This is a genomic window from Kribbella sp. NPDC002412 (assembly GCF_053592935.1).
The window spans coordinates 71,478-86,773 of record NZ_JBSFBL010000024.1 but is presented as its reverse complement, the minus strand read 5'-3'; the positions used below and the strand labels follow the sequence as shown (position 1 = coordinate 86,773).

Genomic DNA, 15,296 nt, shown 5'->3' with positions numbered 1-15,296 from the left:
ACAGGTCGCGGCTCACCAGGGCCGTCCGGAAAACTCGGGCTCGTTCACTGCGTCGTACGTCAGCTCGACCAGGTCGGCAGCGGCCGTCAGCCGGTCGGCACAGGTGTCGGGATCGTCTGCGGTGCAGACGACGTACGCATGCCGGCCGATGTGTGCCCGCGGGGGCAGCCGGACCGTCGCTCCCGGGGAGACCATCGGGTGCGCCTCCACGAGGCCCGGCACCGACCCCGGCTCGGGTACGACGATCTTCTCGACGCGGCAGTCCTCAGGTGGATAGCAGAACCGGATGCCGACGCAGGTCCGGTGTGCCGGCTCCAGGTCGGGACGGATGCCCTGCGCTACGTCGACCAGGACCGCGCCGGGATCGATACCCGTGGCCAGCTTGCCGAGGTACGGGATCAGGTCACCGCCGAGCCGGCCGTTGATCTCGATCACCACCGGTCCGCTGGAGCTGAACCGTATCTCGGTATGCGTGATGCCGTACGGCGCACCGATCGCCGCATGCGCCGCGCGGAGCAGCTCGCGCAGTTCGGCGTCCGCCAGCAACGGGTCCGCGCCGTCGACGATGTGGCCGACCTCCTCGAAGTACGGCGGTGGGCCCAGCTGCTTGTGGGCGATGCAGAACGGCAGGTACTCACCCGCCACCACCGCACCGTCGATGCTGATCTCCGGTCCGTCGACCAGTTCCTCGATCAGCGCGCCACCGTGGTACTCGGCCGGGCCGCTTCGGCTGGAACGGTCGGCTCGTTCAAACGCATCAATGATGCCGGCCTTGTCGTCGACGACGGCGACGCCGATGCTCGCCGCCATGCCTCGCGGTTTGACCACCACTGGATAGCCGATGTCCGCGGCCGCGGCGGCGGCCTCGTCGGCCGTCGTGGCGACGGCGAACCGCGGCTGCGGTAGTCCGGCAGCGGTCAGCGCCTGTCTGGTCCTCGCTTTGTCGCGACATCCCTGCGCACCTTGGGCAGTCAGGCCTGGCAGGCCGAGTCGGTCCGCGACCAACGCGGTGGCGATCACCGACGGTTCGTCGTACGTGAAAACCCCTAGAACGCGTTGGGTTCCGGCGACGGACTCGGCGGCTGCGATCAGGCCGTCGTGGTCGAGCACCAGACCGGCGCCTTCGAGGGGCACGACCACAGAGCTGCCGTCGACGTACGGCTGCTGCCAGGTCGCCGGCTCGTCGTCGATCAGCCAGAGCCGCCGGCGTTTCGCCGCACCCTGCATCAGGTACTCCCGGTAGGGCTGGAAGCCGCTACCGAACTGCAGCACGACGCCATCGGTGTTGTCGTCCACGCATTCCTCCCGGGTCGGCACTACCCAACGAGAGGGGGTGACTCCGTGCGGGTGATACACCGGCCCGCGTTGGCACCATCGGGACACGACGCGCCAACGACTTGTATCGAGGTAGTTGACGGCTCAGACTCACGGGAGGTAGTTCGGGAGTTACTCAACGAGGAGTCGTCGATGCCTGTACCGGGAGATCCGTCCGCCCGACGTTCTCGCGGTCGCGGAAGGCCGCCGTACGCCCGCGGCAGTGAGGTTTTCGTTCACTATGGGGGAGATCGACAGATGCGCGCTGTGGTACCAGCGGAGGATCCGGATCCGGATTCACCGTTCGATGGAGCTCACCGACCGGTGAAGCTCCGCATGCTCGACGGCTTCCGGGTCGTCGAGGATCACCAGACCCTGTCCATCCCGCTCAGTGCGCGCCGCGTGGTGGCGTTCGTCGCGCTGCGCGGACGCTCCAGCCGTGCCGAGGTGGCCGGCACGCTGTGGCCGGAGGTGTCGGACTCCAAGGCTCAGGCCTGCTTGCGAACAGCACTGTGGCGGTTGCGCCAGTTGACTCCGCACCCGCTCATCACCGGTGACGAGACACTGCGCATCGCCGAGGCCGTCGACGTCGACGTGAACACCCTCGTCACCGCGATCCGCCGGGTGATCAACGACGGCGAGTGCGGCGCCGACCAAGGGCTGTTGCCGACGCTGGCCGCGATGGGTGAGTTGCTGCCCGGCTGGTACGACGACTGGGTGTTGCTGGGGCGGGAACGGCTCCGGCAGCTTCAGTTGCACGCGCTCGAGCTGACCGCCCAGCAGCTGACCTGCTCGGGCCGGTACGCCGAGGCGATCGAGGCAGCCATGGCGGCAGTGCGCCTGGAACCGTTGCGGGAGAGCGCGACCAGGGTGCTGATCGAGGTGCATCTGGCCGAGGACAACGTGGTCGAGGCGATCCGCCGGCTCGAGTTCTTCCAGCGGAGTCTGGCCGGCGAGCTCGGGGTCGAGCCGTCCGAGGAGTTGGTGGACATGGTTCGGCGGCGGCAGACCGCGCGGGATCCGCGCAGGTCCGTGGCCGACCTGCTGCGGCTGGACCGAGGCCGAACCATGACCCCCAGAACGACCTTGGCGTAGCTAGCGATCCGTCGGACTCCACAGGTCCTCGGCGCCGAGTGCCTCCACGTGGTACTTGCCGAGGGCGCTGACGAGCAGCTGCAGCTCGAGTGCCAGGCACTCGACGAGATTGGTCAGGCCGCGGTCCGGGTCGGTGTCCACCGCGATGAGCGCGGCCCGGCCCAGGCCGGCCGCGTTCGCGCCGAGTGCGAGGCACTTGGCGACCCGCGCGCCTTCCCACATCCGTCCGGACACCAGCAGGCAGGACGGATGCCGGGTCGTGCGGTGCTCACCGATTCGCGCCAGGCACTCGCCGAGCGGAAGCCCGACGTGGCGAAGGAAAGCCCGCGGCGCCCAGCCTGTGCCGGCCTCGGAGCCGTCGACCGACACGGCATCGGCGCCGGCCTCCCAGGCCACTTGGGTTGCCGCCGACACGTCCCGCGCGGGTGGCAGCTTCACCCAGATCCGGGCGCGCGGGTAGTTGTTGCGCATCAGTCGGATCTGCTGCCGAAGAATTTCCTCCGTGAACGTGCCGGGGCTGCTGCTGCGCAGAACCAGGTCGCCGCCGAGCACCGGATCGAGGAGATAGGCGCCGGCCAGTCGTTCGGCCGCGCTTGCTCCGACAACTGTCATCCCGCCCAGTCCGGGTTTGGCACCTTGCCCGACCTTGAGCTCGAACGCCAAGCGGCCGGACTCCAGCAGCGGCAGGACATTCGGGTCGCTGTAGACCAGGTTCCACACTTCGGCGTCGGCGTCCTCGGTGCTCTGCTGCACGACTACTCCGCCGTACCCGTCGAGCGCCTCTTTCTGGTACGCGCTGATCCGGCCGAGCAGCGAGCGTTCCGCGTCCTCCTCCAGCCGGCCGTAGCTGTTGACCGGCATGACGTTCTCGCCGACGACCATCGGGATGCCGAGGCGACCGGCCTGGCGAGCTGCCGCGATGCCGAGCGCGATACTCGCCGCCTCGGTCGAGCCGAACGCCGAGACGTACACCGGCAACGCGGACCGGAACCCGCCGATCGTCGTCTCCAGGACGACGTCGCGGTACACCGGCTCGCGAGCCAGTTCGAGGAGCCGTTCCATCCGCTGCGGCACGAAGACCGGTGGCACCAGTCGCAGCCGGTCGATCGGGTCGGCCGACGCCTGGGGGTCCGGGCAGTCGGCGCCGAACAACGCGTGCCCGTAGTCGTCGGCCGGTGGGAACGCGTCGGCAGCGCCGGTGCGGGCGCGCATCCGGATTGCTGCCTCGGGAAAACCTTCGGCGTGCAAGGCTGCTCTCCTTCGGTCGGCCTTTGCACGGAAGAGCCGCCGACGGTACGGCGAAAATACGTCCGCGCTCAGCGACGACGACGGGCGAGCCTCAGGTAGAGCAAGGCGGCCACGGTGACGACCAACGGCCAGACCAGGTACGGCCCGGCCATCAGCAGCAGAATCACGACGGCTCCCTGCGCCACCAGGGCGGCCAGGCGAGCCTTGCTGCGGCGGGGCAGCAACTTGACCGCCGCTGCGACCCCGACCGCGTACACGGTCACAAACAGTCCGGTCGTAAGCAAAACAAGGGATTGCGGCCCCACTCCCGCTGCCACCACAACAACGGCAGTGACCATCGACAGCACACTCAGTACGGCGAGACTGCGCCGCGGCACGACTCCGGCAGAGCTCCCGCGGGCTAGCCACGCAGGGAGCGCGCCGTCCCGGGCCAGCGCGGCACCGAGCTTGGCAGCGCCCGCGTAGTAGGCGTTCATCGCGCCGAAGGTCAGCAGCAGCGCTGCGACCGCGGCCAGGACTCGGGCGTTGCCACCGAGACCGATCGCAAGCAGGTCGCCCAGCGGCGCGTCGGTCTCGGCGGCCTGCGAGCCCAGAACTGTGATGGTGGCGAACGCGACGCTGAGGTAGAGCACGCCGACCACGATCACCGCGAAGGCGGTGGCTCGCGGCACGTCGCGGTCCGGCCGCCGAAACTCCGCCGTCAAGTAAGTGACTGTTTCCCAACCGACGAAGCTCCACACCAGCAGCGCGGCGGCCGGCCCGATCGCCTGCCAGCCGTGCGGCGCGAACGGCTGCAGGTTGGCCAGGTCGGCATGTGGCAGCGAGAGCACGACCGCCATGACAAGGAAGAGCGTCAGCACGCCCGCCAGAATGATCTGCACCCGACCGGTCACCTGGATGCCGAACGCGTTCGTCGCCGGCACGACCACCATCAGCGCCAGCATGGTCGCGAAGACGGTGCTTTCACCACCGCCCAACCCCGCTTCGACGTAGCCACCGGCCCACAGCGCGGCGGCCGGACCGCCGACCGGGACGGACAGGTAGAAGCACCAGCCGACGACCGCCGCGGCGCGTTCGCCGAACGCCAGTCGTGCGTACGTCGCGACCCCGCCGGAATCCGGGTAGCGGGCGCCGAGCGCCGCGAAGGTCGCCGCCAGCGGAGCGGATACCACCGCGAGACCCAGCCACGCCAGCAACGACGCAGGACCGGCCACGTCGGCGGCCAGCGCCGGCAACGCGATGACACCGGTCGCCAGCACGGCTCCGACGTACAAGGCTGTGCCCTGTCCGAGACTGAGCCGGCCTGCCGGTGCGGACGCTGTTTCCACCATGCGCGACATCTTCGCCTGAACCGGCGGTCACGGCGAGGCGATGCCGGGCACCTTCGGGAACGCGCTGGCCTGCCAGACCGAGTCCAGCCCGGCGACGTAGCGGGTGAACCGCTCGAGGCCGAGACCGAACCCCGCGCTGGGCGGTACGCCGTCGCGCAGCATCTGCAGGTACCACGCGTACTTGGCCGGGTTCTCGGCCGTCTCCCGCATCCGCGCGACGATGGTCGCGTAGTCCTGCTCGCGTTCGCTGCCGCTGCACAGCTCGCCGTACCCCTCCGCGGCGATCAGGTCGAAGTTGCGCAGCATGCCGGGCTGGTCCTTGTTCTCCCGGTCGTAGAAGCCGCGCGATCCCTTGGGGTAGTCGGTGACGAAGAACGGCTTGCTGGCCTTCTGCGACAGCTTGGCCTCGCCGACCCAGTCGAGCTCGGCATCCGGACTCTGGTCGTGCCCCATCGCCCGCAGGTCGGCGACCGCGTCGGAGTGCGTGCGGAGCCCGAACGGCGCGCTCAGCAGTTCGGTGAACTCGCCGGTGTCCCGGCCGAGGCTCTCCAGTTCGCCGGGCAGGTCTTCCATCACCCGTCGTACGACGTGCCGCACCAGGTCCTCCGCGACCGCCATCGCCTCGTCCCGGGACGCGTCCGCCATCTCGATGTCGATCTGGTGGAACTCGGCGAGGTGCCGGCTGGTCGACGCGGTCTCGAGCGGCTCCAGCCGGATGTTCGGCGCGATGAAGAAGATCTTGTCGAACGACGTCAGGGCCGCCTGCTTGTAGAGGATCGCACTGGTCATCAGCTTGTAGCGGTGCCCGTAGTAGTCCACGTCGACCTGCTTGGCTCCGCGCGCACCCGGGTCGGTGACCGGGCCGATGACCGGCGGCAGCAACTCCATGAACCCACGGGCGCTGAGGAGCTCGCGGGCAGCCGCCAGCATCCGGTTCTGGATCAGCAGCACCGACCGGGTGACCGGTGAGGTCAGGTGCTCACGCGGACTGGCGGGCAGCCGGGCTTCGGTGTCCGGGATCCGGGTCTCCGTCATCTGGTGTGCTCCCTAGTGAGTCGGCTCGGTATTCGTCCTCGAGGCTGGCGTTGTCGAAGGTCCGCTCGACGTACGACAGCGAGGCGAGCAGCCCGGCTGCCGTCAGCTTGGTGGAACCGGTCGGCCCGACCACGCCGCGGATCGGCATCGAGCCGATGGACGCCCACTGCAGCCGCCCGGCGCTGTCGAGGTAGCTGCGGGCCTTGCCGGCGTTGTCCGGGTGCAGGCAGTACGGCACGTCGAGGTAGCCCCGCCGGAACGCGGTGGCCAGCGCCGAGCCGAGATCAGGACCGAGCTCCAGCACCGCCTCGATCAGGGCCTTCGCCTCGGCGTGGATGCCGGTGTCGACGACGTCGCCGGCGATCGTGATGCAGCGCTCGGCGGCCAGTGCCGCGGTCTCGAGCGCGGCGACGTTCTCGGCGAAGGTCGGGATTCGGTAGCCCTCGGCAACTGTTTTCACAATCAGCCGGGCCGCTCCGGTCCGGACGGCCAGCCGGGCCGCCTCCTCGAGGAGCCGGGAGGCGCCGTCGGCCGTCCGCGGATAGACGCCCATGTAGGTGTAGACGACGATGTGCCAGTCGACGTCCGGCAACCACTCGGCGGCGAGTCGGCGCAACGCGAGCAGGGCCTCGGTGTCCTGGTCCGGGTTGGTCTGCTGGGCGTAGCTCAGGGAGACGCTGCGGATGCCGTGCTGGCGGAAGAACAGGCACTCGAGCACGCTCAGCGCGACCAGCAGGCCGGGCGGGCAGAGCTGGCCCATCATGCAGCCGCCGAAGCTTTCGACATGCGGTTCGACACCGGTCTCCCTGACCTCGGCCAGGAGGTCGCAGCTGCGCGCCCAGTGCGGGATCGAGTCCGCCAGCGGCATCCGGCTGTAAGGCAGGCAGTAGGAGACCGGCCCACCCTCGGTGGCGTGCAGTCCGGCCTTGATCAACGCCCTGACGATCGGCTCGGGGCACGGCGAGCCGTGCCGGATCTGCACCGGGAAGTCGGGGCCGACCACGCCGTCCAGCACCGCCTGGGTGGTGGCCAGCTCATGCGCGACGATCGGATAGCCGTTCAGCTCGACCCCGGACGCCAGCGCCGCACCAGCGTTCGCGTTGTCACCCATTCGGGTGTAGCTGTCGAGCGTGATGGTCCCGACCGTGGTCGCCGTCGCGCTCTTGGTGGCCAGGAGTCCGGTGCGCATCGCGCCGGGATCGCTGACGCCCATCCGCGGTTGCACCACGAGCCGGCCGGCCGCATGAGCGCGGGCAACGAAGTCACTGAACGATCCGGTGCCCGGGACGTTCACGAAGCCTCGCCGGTGGTCAGCTGGCCGACGTACGACCGGAACGCGGCCAGCCCGGTGCCGTCCTCGAAGACCGCGCTGTAGCCCGCGGCCGTCAGCTGGGCCCGGCTGCGGTCGCAGCCGGGACCGGCGATCCCGAGCTTGCCGCCGATCACCATCGGGGTGCCGGCCAGCTGCGCCTGGCTCCGGACCTGACGGACCAGCCGCATCCCGTCGTGGAAGCCGTGCCCGTTGACACTGCTGACCACGATCAGGTCCGGCCGCAGCCGCAGGCACTCGGACACCATCAGCTCGTCCGGCACGCAGGCGCCGAGGTTGTGCACCTGGTGACCGAGTTCTTCGAGCAGCAGTTGCAGTACGACGAGGTTCCAGGTGTGCGAGTCAGACGACACGCTGGTCACCACAACGGTCAGGTCGCCGGCGCTGACGTCCCTGTCCGCGGCGACGGCGGCGGCGTGATCCATGACAAGCAGAGTGCCGAGCCGACGCCCCGTGATACATGCGGCCGATCAACCGGGGGCGATCTCGTCCAGTTGGGAGACGCCGGTGGCGGCCTGCGGCCGGTACCGCTCCCAGCGTTCGTGCAACCGGATCCGGCCGTCGGGCAGCAGCTCGGGCGTGCTTTCGCAGTGCCCCACGACGAGCGAGCCGTCGGCCAGCACCATCGTGTAGCTGAACTCCAGCGTGTCGTCGGGACGGCAGATGCCGGTGAGCGATCCACGCCGTACCCGGCCGCCGCTGAAGTCCGCCCAGAGCAGGTCACCGCGTTGCCGGTACGACGCGACCGGAGCTTCACCGTCGTCCGGATCGTGCCCGGCGGGGGAGAACCTCCGGCCGTCATAGTCGATCATCAGCCACCTGCCGGACCGTGCAGCTCCAGCACGCAGCACTTCACCCCACCGCCGGCCCGCAGCAGCTCCGAGACGTCGAGGCCGATCGGCTCGAAGCCCGCGTCCCGCAGCTTCGCGACCAGTTGGGTCGCGCCGGTCGGCATCAGCACGTGCCGGCCATCGGATACGGCGTTCAGGCCGAATGCGCCGGCGTCCTCGGCGGTCGCGATGATCGCGGTGGGGAAGAGCTCGCGCAGGATCGCCTGACTGCCTGGTGTGAACGCGTCCGGGTAGTACATCACCGTCTGCTCGTCCAGCACGGCCAGCGCGGTGTCCAGGTGGTAGTACCGGGCGTCGACCAGGGTCAGGCCGATCACCGGGCGCCCGAAGTACTGTTCGCTCTCGACGTGGGCCCTGCGGTCGGTGCGGAACCCGTTGCCGGCCAGCAGCCAGGATCCGGCGGACAGGTAGTCACCCTCGCCCTCGTTGGCCGACTCCGCCTGCTCGACCTTCAGGCCGCGGCCGCGGAACCAGTCCAGGTAGGCCGCCGACTCCGCGTCCCGCTCGGCGTGCCGGAAGCGCGCCACCAGCGCGCGGTCGCCCCAGACGGTGGCGCCGTTCGCGGCGAACACCATGTCCGGCAGCCCGGGCACCGGTGGGATCAGGTCCACGGTGTGACCGAGCTCGACCAGCTGGTCGTGGATCCGCTGCCACTGCGCTTCCGCGCGCGGCTGGGCGGTCGGCGTGCGCGGATTCATCCACGGGTTGATCGAGTAGGTGACGTCGAAGTGCGTCGGTGGGCACATCAGGTACCGGCGCGTGGTGCCGCGCCGGATCGCGGCGTCGTACGGTGCTTCGGCGGTGGCCGTCGAGGTGCCGGCCTCGGAGATGAGTTCCATGCCGGTAAGAGCGCGCCGGGGCCGCGATCAGATACCTGCGCCGGGGAGTGTATTTCCGGCGTCCGGTCGGCGGCTCTGTCCGAGCAGGAGCGCTCTGACTCCGCCTTGTCCACCGGAGGGTCCCGAACATGGTTACCGGCCTGAGCCGAACTGAACTCACTGCGCAGTACCTGGACGAGATCAAACGACGCGGCATCTCCGCCGGTGAACTCGTCAGCACCCAGCCCGAGTCCGTCGGGTTGCAGTCCTTCTACGGCGGCCGGTACCTGTCCCGGCCGCTGTTCCTGGGGACCGAGGAGTGCGATCAGCTGGCGCACGACATCCTGACCATGCACGCCGCGCTGATCAGCCTGCCCGACAAGCTGTACGGCGGTGATCTGGCCGCGTTCGCCCGATCCGTCGGGATGACCGACGTACAGGTGTCCGCCGTACTGCGCAGCCGTGGCGCGTCCGTGACCAAGCAGAGCCGCGCCGACCTGTACATGGACGAGACCGGCTTCAAGCTGCTCGAGTTCAACATGGGCAGCGCGCTCGGCGGCATCGACCAGTCCGACATGGCCCGCGCGCTGCTGGACCAGCCGGTGCTCGCGGACTTCGCGCGGACGCATCGGCTCGCCTACGTGGACACGATGCGCGAACAGGTCAACAACATGTTCGTCGAGTGCGGCTTCGAGTACGGCTCCCGGCCGGTGCTCGCGACCGTCGACTGGCCGAGCAGCTACGAGACCCTCGAGCCGTACATGCGGCACTTCGCGACCCGCCTGCACGACATGGGGATCGACGCCCACGTCGGCCACATCGGGCAGCTCGAGGTGCGCGACGGCGGGGTCTGGCTGGGCGAGCGGAAGGTCGACATCATCCAGCGGCTGTTCATGCTGGAGGACCTGCTCGAGTACCCGGACGCGCCGGCGCTGATGGACCCGATCCTGGACGCCGCGGCCCGCGGGGAGGTGAAGATCTTCACCCCGCTGGACTCGGAGATGTTCGCCAGCAAGGGCGCGCTGGCGGTGCTGTCCGACGAGGCCAACCGGGAGCACTTCGACCAGCAGACGCTGGCCAGCCTGGACCGGATCCTGCCGTGGACCCGGATGGTGCGCTCCGGCCCGGTCACCATGGAGGACGGCAGCCAGGTCGAGCTGCTCGACTACGTGCTCAGCCACCAGGACGACCTGGTCCTCAAGCCGACCTCACGGCACAGTGGCGAAGGCGTGCTGCTGGGCTGGCGCGACGACACCGGCGCCGAGCTGTGGGAGGAGCGGGTCCGGGAAGCGCTCGACGGCCCGTGGGTCGTCCAGCGCCGGATCCGGCCGGTGCCGGAGCTGTTCCCGATGCCCGACGGCGACCCGGCGCCGTGGATCGTGAACTGGGGCGTCTTCACCGTCGTCAACGGGTTCGGCGGCGTCTACGCCCGGGCCGCCACGGTCGAGTCCGACCTCGAGGTGGTCCGGCTGTTCGCCGGCGCCTCGGTCGGCTGCTGCCTGCAGGTCCTGCCGGAGGACTCCGACGTCGAGCCGGGGACCGCGCTGCCGGTGCGGAAGCAGTAAGCACCACAGGAAGGGCCGGTGCGGCGGATGCCGCGCCGGCCCTTCTTCATGGTCCGATCAGGTCGCCGCTTCGGGAGTCGGGCCGGGAGCGTCGGGTGTGGCATCGGCCGCCGGCGCGGCGTCGGTGGCCGGCTGCTCGTCGGGCCGGCGCATCCCGATCCGCGCGCACACCGCGGAGAGGATCGCGACCCCCGCGGCCCAGAGCCAGAAGGTCTGCCCGACCTTGTCCCACAGCCACACGCCGACGGCCGGGCCGACCGCGTTGCCGAGACCGAAGACGCTCAGCATGGCGCCGGAGTACCGGCCGCGCAGGTGCGGCGGCGCGACCATGCCCGGGTAGGCGAACGTGGTCGGCGCCCCGATGATCTCCGACATCGTCCAGATCAGCGTGCCGATGATCAGCAGCACCGGGATGAGCGCGATCGCGTAGACCCCGTAGCCGACCGCGACCAGGCCGAAGCCGGCGATGGCGGTCAACCGCAGCGGCCAGGTCTGCACGTACTTCGTCGCCGGCACTTCGCAGACCGCGACGACGACGGCGTTCGCCGAGACGACCAGGCTGTACCACCACAGGCTCATGCCGTCGTCCACGATCGCCAGCGGGAGCACCGCGATGTACTGGCAGTACACGATCGTCACCAGGAACACGGCGGCCAGGTAGAAGTCGTAGCGCCAGTCGGCCAGCACCGCACGGTAGCCCTGCTTCGGCTCTGCGGCATTGGCAGCGTCGGCTGCCGCGTCCTTGTCGGCCTTGCCGGGCAGGAACTTCCAGGCGATCGCGCTGTACAGGACGGCGGCGAACGCCTCGGCCCAGAACAGCAGGTCGTACGAGACCGACACCAGCGCGACGCCGACGATCGGGGTCACCGCGGTGCCCAGGTTGATGGCCAGCCGGTACATCGCCATCGTCATCACGAGCTGGCCCGGCTTGGTGAGCTCGGCCAGCATCGCCTGCGCGGCCGGGCGGTTCAGCTGGCTGACGGTGCTGACCGTCAGGATCGCCAGCAGGATCACCCAGTAGACGTCGATGTACAGGATCGAGACGATCAGCGCGGCGGAGCCGAGCATGCTGATCAACGTCGCCGCCCGGGCACTCAGCCGGTCGGTGAGCCAGCCGCCCACGAACGACCCCAGCACGTGGCCGGCGCCGTACACGCCGAGGGCGAAACCGGCCTGCCCTGCCGTGAACCCGCGGTGCGTCATGAACAGCACCAGGAAGATCTGCAGGAAGGCTCCCAGCCGGTTGACGAAGACACCGAACAGCAGCGCCTTCGACGTCACCGACGTCTGGCGCCAGGTGGCGATGGCGCCGAGCCCTTCGCCTGGCTGCTTGGTCGTGCTCGGGTCGCGTTCTTCGCTCATCAGATGTTTCCCCTCGATGCCGGCGAGCGCCATGCTCCGGCAGGTCGGTGCCGGAAGGCATTTGGTCCCGCAGGCTACCGCCCGGAGCGGCTCACGCACAGGGGTTGAAGCCAACAAAACAAGGCGTATCAGAGCCGCCCCGGCGCCGCCTCTGATGAGGTGACGGCGACGCGTAGCCGAGCGCACGTGCGCTCTTGTCGACATGCCTGCAGCCAGGAGGATCGAACCTTATGACCACAGAAACGACGGAGGCCCTCCAGCGGATCCCGGACGACTTCATGCAGAGGCCGTACGAGATCCTCGAGCCGTACCGGAAGGCCGGCCGGGTGCACCACGTGATCTTCCCGCACGGCGCCGACGTCTGGCTCGTGACCCGGTACGCCGACGTGCGCGCGCTGCTCCAGGACCCGCGGGTGAGCAAGGACGGCCGGCGGATGAACGAGATGTTCGCCCGCCACACCGGCACCTACGTCGAGGACGAGAAGCCCGACGTCGGCTTCGACGACGAGCTGTCCCAGCACATGCTGAACAGCGACCCGCCCCGGCACACCCGGCTGCGCTCGCTGGTCAGCAAGGCCTTCACGCTGCGCCGGATGGAGGCCTTCCGGCCGCGGATCGAGCAGCTGGTCGACGACTACCTGAGCAAGCTCGAGGGCCGCGACGACGTCGACCTGGTCACCGAGTACGCGCAGCCGCTGCCGATCGTGATCATCTGCGACGTGCTCGGCATCCCGTTCGAGGACCGCGAGCGGTTCCAGCAGTGGGCTGTCGAGCTGGTCGGCGCCGGCCACCCGGCCGAGGTCGTCGAGAACGCCTCGAGGAACGTCATCGAGTACGGCCACCGGATCATCGAGATGAAGCGCAAGAACCCGGCCGACGACATGGTCAGCGCGATGATCGAGGGCACCCCGAACGGCGACCGGCTGACCGACGACGAGCTCGTCGCGATGATCTTCCTGTACACCGTGGCCGGGCACATCACCTCCCAGCACACGCTGTCCAACGCCATCCTCAGCCTGCTCACCAACCCCGACGCGATGGCGCGGTTGCGCGGCGACCTGGAGATCATGCCGCAGGCGATCGACGAGCTGATGCGGTACGACGGCGGCGTCGGCGTGGCCACCTTCCGGTTCACCGCGGAGGACATCGAGATCGGCGACGTCGTGGTGCCGAAGAACAACATTCTGGCGCTGTCGATCCTGTCGGCGCACCGCGACGACGAGCAGTTCCCGAACGCGAACACGCTCGACCTGGACCGCCGTCCGAACGGCGTTCTCGGGTTCGGCCACGGTCCGCACTTCTGCATCGGCCAGCCACTGGCGAAGCTGCAGACGAACATCGCGCTGACCCGGCTGCTGGAACGCTTCCCGGACCTGCGGATGACCGCCGACCCGAGCTTCCTGGAGTGGGAGCCGAGCACGCTGCTGCGCGGGATGCACCACCTGCCGGCCGCGACCATCCCGCCGAAGTCCTGACCCGCACCACCTGACGAGAAACCGCCCCGGCCGAGTTGGCCGGGGCGGTTTCCGTGTGTCGGGGGAGTGGGTCACTCCTCGACGTAGAACCAGTCCTCGGGGGTGATCAGGCCGTACGGGTTGACCGGCTCGACGCCGCGGAGGTTCTTCGCGACCTCGAACATCCGGTTCGGGAAGCCCGGCGACCAGATCGTCGGCACCTGCTCGGCGATGTAGTCCTGGTACTCGTACATCGCCTCTGGGTCGTCGCTGTGCACGGTCCGGTCGATCAGCTCGTCGGCCTTCGGGTCGCTGTAGTCGCCGAAGTTGCTGCCGCCGCCGGTGCGGAACAACATCTCGCCGGTCAGGTGACCGTAGTACGACCAGCCGCCGTTCCAGGTGTTGATCTCCCACAGCCGCTTGCTCGCGACGTTCGGGCTGTGGTCCTCGGCCACCATCACCGAGCCGTACACCGGCTCCAGCTTCAGCTCGATCCCGGCCTTGGCCGCGTCCTCCTTGAACATCTCCAGCAACCGGGTCAGCGCGACCTTGCCCTCGACGTACCGGATCGTGAACGAGAGCCGGTCGCCGATGTCGACGCCCTCGCCGGCGCAACCGGCGACCTCGCCCGGCTGGACGCAGCCGGCCGGCAGCGTGCTGGTGTCCCAGCCGTGCGCCTCGAGCAACGCGCGGGCGGCGTCGACGTCGAACGGCATCGGGTCCTTGCGCTGCTTCGGCGACACGTGCGGGTTGGCCGGCGACGGCGGCACCGGCCCGTCCATGCGGTAGGCGTTGCCGTGGTAGATCTCCCGGATCGCCCGGTCCTGGTCCAGGCACATCTGCAGCGCCTGCCGGACGTAGGTGTGCTTGTAGATCCGCGCCGCGGTGGAGTCGTTGTCGAAGTTGAACGGCATGTAGCGCACCACGAACACGTCCTGCGGCACCAGCCGGTATTTGTCCGCGAGCGGGTCCTCGCCGTCGTCGGTGAGCCCCATCCCGAACGGCAGGTACCCGATCTGGATCCCGTCCGGCGCGTCCGGACCGGCCAGCAGCCGCTCGTACATCAGCTCGTCGGTGTCGTTCTGCACCTGCCGGAACTCGTCCAGGTGCGGCTTGTTCGGGCCGGAGTACTTGTCGTTCGGCACGAAGGTGACGACACCGTCGAGGGTGTAGCTCTTCAGCCGCCACGGACCGTTGACCACGCTCCAGACCGGGCTCTCGGCCCAGCCGCCGCGGAAGTGGTTCGCCTCGACCGTCCACTCGCCGTTCTGGCTCACCAGGTAGTCGTAGACGGCCGGGATGTCGGCCACGTCGTACGACGCCCGCGCCGGGCCGTCCTCGGTCCGGTCCCACGCCTTCGGCATCGGCGTGATCAGCGAGAGCTGGTTCATCTCCACCCAGGTCTTGGAGTACACCTCCTGGAAGGTGAACCGGACCTTGTCCTCGGCAACCTTCTCGTACGACGTCAGGTTGTCCGGGAAGTAGCCGGGCACGTAGTAGCCGAGCCGGTCGCCCTTGACCGCCATCATGTTCACCCAGAACATCACGTTGTCGGCGCAGATCGGCTCGCCGTTGGACCACTGCCACGGCTTCAGCGTGACGGTGACGCTGAGCCCGTCCTCGCTCCACTCCGGAGGGTAGGCCAGGCTCAGGTCGGGGTTCACCTCCGGCCTGCCCTCGTGGCCGAGCCAGTACAGCGGCCGGAACATCAGCACCTGGAACTCGTACAGGTTGCGGATGCCGATCCGCTCCCGCGGCGTGAACGGGAAGATCGCGGCCGGTGGGAAGCCGGGGTTGCAGGCCCAGGTGACCGTGCCACCCTTGATCGGCCGGCCGTCCTCGGACGGCTGGTCGGACTGCTGCTCGCTCAGCACAGTGGACATCCAGGTCACC

At 69.3% G+C, this 15,296-nt stretch carries 13 protein-coding genes; 3 read left to right on the top strand and 10 right to left on the bottom strand.

The annotated features are described in order from the left end of the window. Positions 1-12 precede the first annotated feature (12 nt). Positions 13-1,296, bottom strand: a complete 1,284-nt coding sequence (locus ACWCOV_RS20645; protein ID WP_449830895.1) for an ATP-grasp domain-containing protein — start codon at positions 1,294-1,296, stop codon at positions 13-15. A 342-nt stretch (positions 1,297-1,638) separates the two neighbouring features. Between ACWCOV_RS20645 and ACWCOV_RS20640 the strand changes: the two genes are divergently transcribed. Further along, positions 1,639-2,409, top strand: coding sequence for an AfsR/SARP family transcriptional regulator (locus ACWCOV_RS20640; RefSeq protein WP_449830894.1), 771 nt, complete (start codon positions 1,639-1,641; stop codon positions 2,407-2,409). Here the strand turns inward: ACWCOV_RS20640 and ACWCOV_RS20635 are convergent, their stop codons facing one another. From ACWCOV_RS20635 to ddaH, 7 genes are all read right to left on the bottom strand, one after another. Further along, positions 2,410-3,657: a glutamate synthase-related protein gene (locus ACWCOV_RS20635; RefSeq protein WP_449830893.1), complete on the bottom strand. Its 1,248-nt coding sequence runs from the start codon at positions 3,655-3,657 to the stop codon at positions 2,410-2,412. Between the two features lie 68 nt (positions 3,658-3,725). Next, complete coding sequence (locus tag ACWCOV_RS20630) at positions 3,726-4,988, bottom strand: APC family permease (RefSeq protein ID WP_449830892.1); 1,263 nt, start codon at positions 4,986-4,988, stop codon at positions 3,726-3,728. 27 nt (positions 4,989-5,015) lie between these two features. After that, positions 5,016-6,023 (bottom strand): asparagine synthetase A, encoded by a 1,008-nt coding sequence (locus ACWCOV_RS20625; protein WP_449830891.1) that lies wholly within the window; start codon positions 6,021-6,023, stop codon positions 5,016-5,018. Then, positions 5,968-7,317 (bottom strand): methylaspartate mutase, encoded by a 1,350-nt coding sequence (locus tag ACWCOV_RS20620; protein ID WP_449830890.1) that lies wholly within the window; start codon positions 7,315-7,317, stop codon positions 5,968-5,970. Before ACWCOV_RS20620 ends, ACWCOV_RS20625 begins: the two co-directional genes overlap by 56 nt. Next, complete coding sequence (locus tag ACWCOV_RS20615) at positions 7,314-7,778, bottom strand: cobalamin B12-binding domain-containing protein (protein ID WP_449830889.1); 465 nt, start codon at positions 7,776-7,778, stop codon at positions 7,314-7,316. Before ACWCOV_RS20615 ends, ACWCOV_RS20620 begins: the two co-directional genes overlap by 4 nt. Before the next feature lie 45 nt (positions 7,779-7,823). Further along, positions 7,824-8,165, bottom strand: a complete 342-nt coding sequence (locus tag ACWCOV_RS20610; protein WP_449830888.1) for a hypothetical protein — start codon at positions 8,163-8,165, stop codon at positions 7,824-7,826. Next, complete coding sequence (ddaH, locus tag ACWCOV_RS20605) at positions 8,165-9,043, bottom strand: dimethylargininase (RefSeq protein WP_449830887.1); 879 nt, start codon at positions 9,041-9,043, stop codon at positions 8,165-8,167. Before ddaH ends, ACWCOV_RS20610 begins: the two co-directional genes overlap by 1 nt. 128 nt (positions 9,044-9,171) lie before the next feature. On the opposite strand from ddaH, the gene ACWCOV_RS20600 reads away from it, so the two are divergent. Next, a complete protein-coding gene (locus ACWCOV_RS20600) occupies positions 9,172-10,587 on the top strand; it encodes a hypothetical protein (protein ID WP_449830886.1) in 1,416 nt (471 codons plus the stop codon). 57 nt (positions 10,588-10,644) lie between these two features. On the opposite strand, the gene ACWCOV_RS20595 is transcribed toward ACWCOV_RS20600, so the two are convergent. Continuing rightward, complete coding sequence (locus ACWCOV_RS20595) at positions 10,645-11,949, bottom strand: MFS transporter (RefSeq protein WP_449830885.1); 1,305 nt, start codon at positions 11,947-11,949, stop codon at positions 10,645-10,647. 230 nt (positions 11,950-12,179) lie between these two features. On the opposite strand from ACWCOV_RS20595, the gene ACWCOV_RS20590 reads away from it, so the two are divergent. Beyond that, positions 12,180-13,424 (top strand): cytochrome P450 family protein, encoded by a 1,245-nt coding sequence (locus ACWCOV_RS20590; protein WP_449830884.1) that lies wholly within the window; start codon positions 12,180-12,182, stop codon positions 13,422-13,424. Between the two features lie 71 nt (positions 13,425-13,495). Here the strand turns inward: ACWCOV_RS20590 and ACWCOV_RS20585 are convergent, their stop codons facing one another. Continuing rightward, the gene (locus tag ACWCOV_RS20585) at positions 13,496-15,286 is read right to left on the bottom strand and encodes an ABC transporter substrate-binding protein (protein WP_449830883.1); all 1,791 of its coding nucleotides are present in this window, start codon (positions 15,284-15,286) and stop codon (positions 13,496-13,498) included. Positions 15,287-15,296 lie beyond the last annotated feature (10 nt).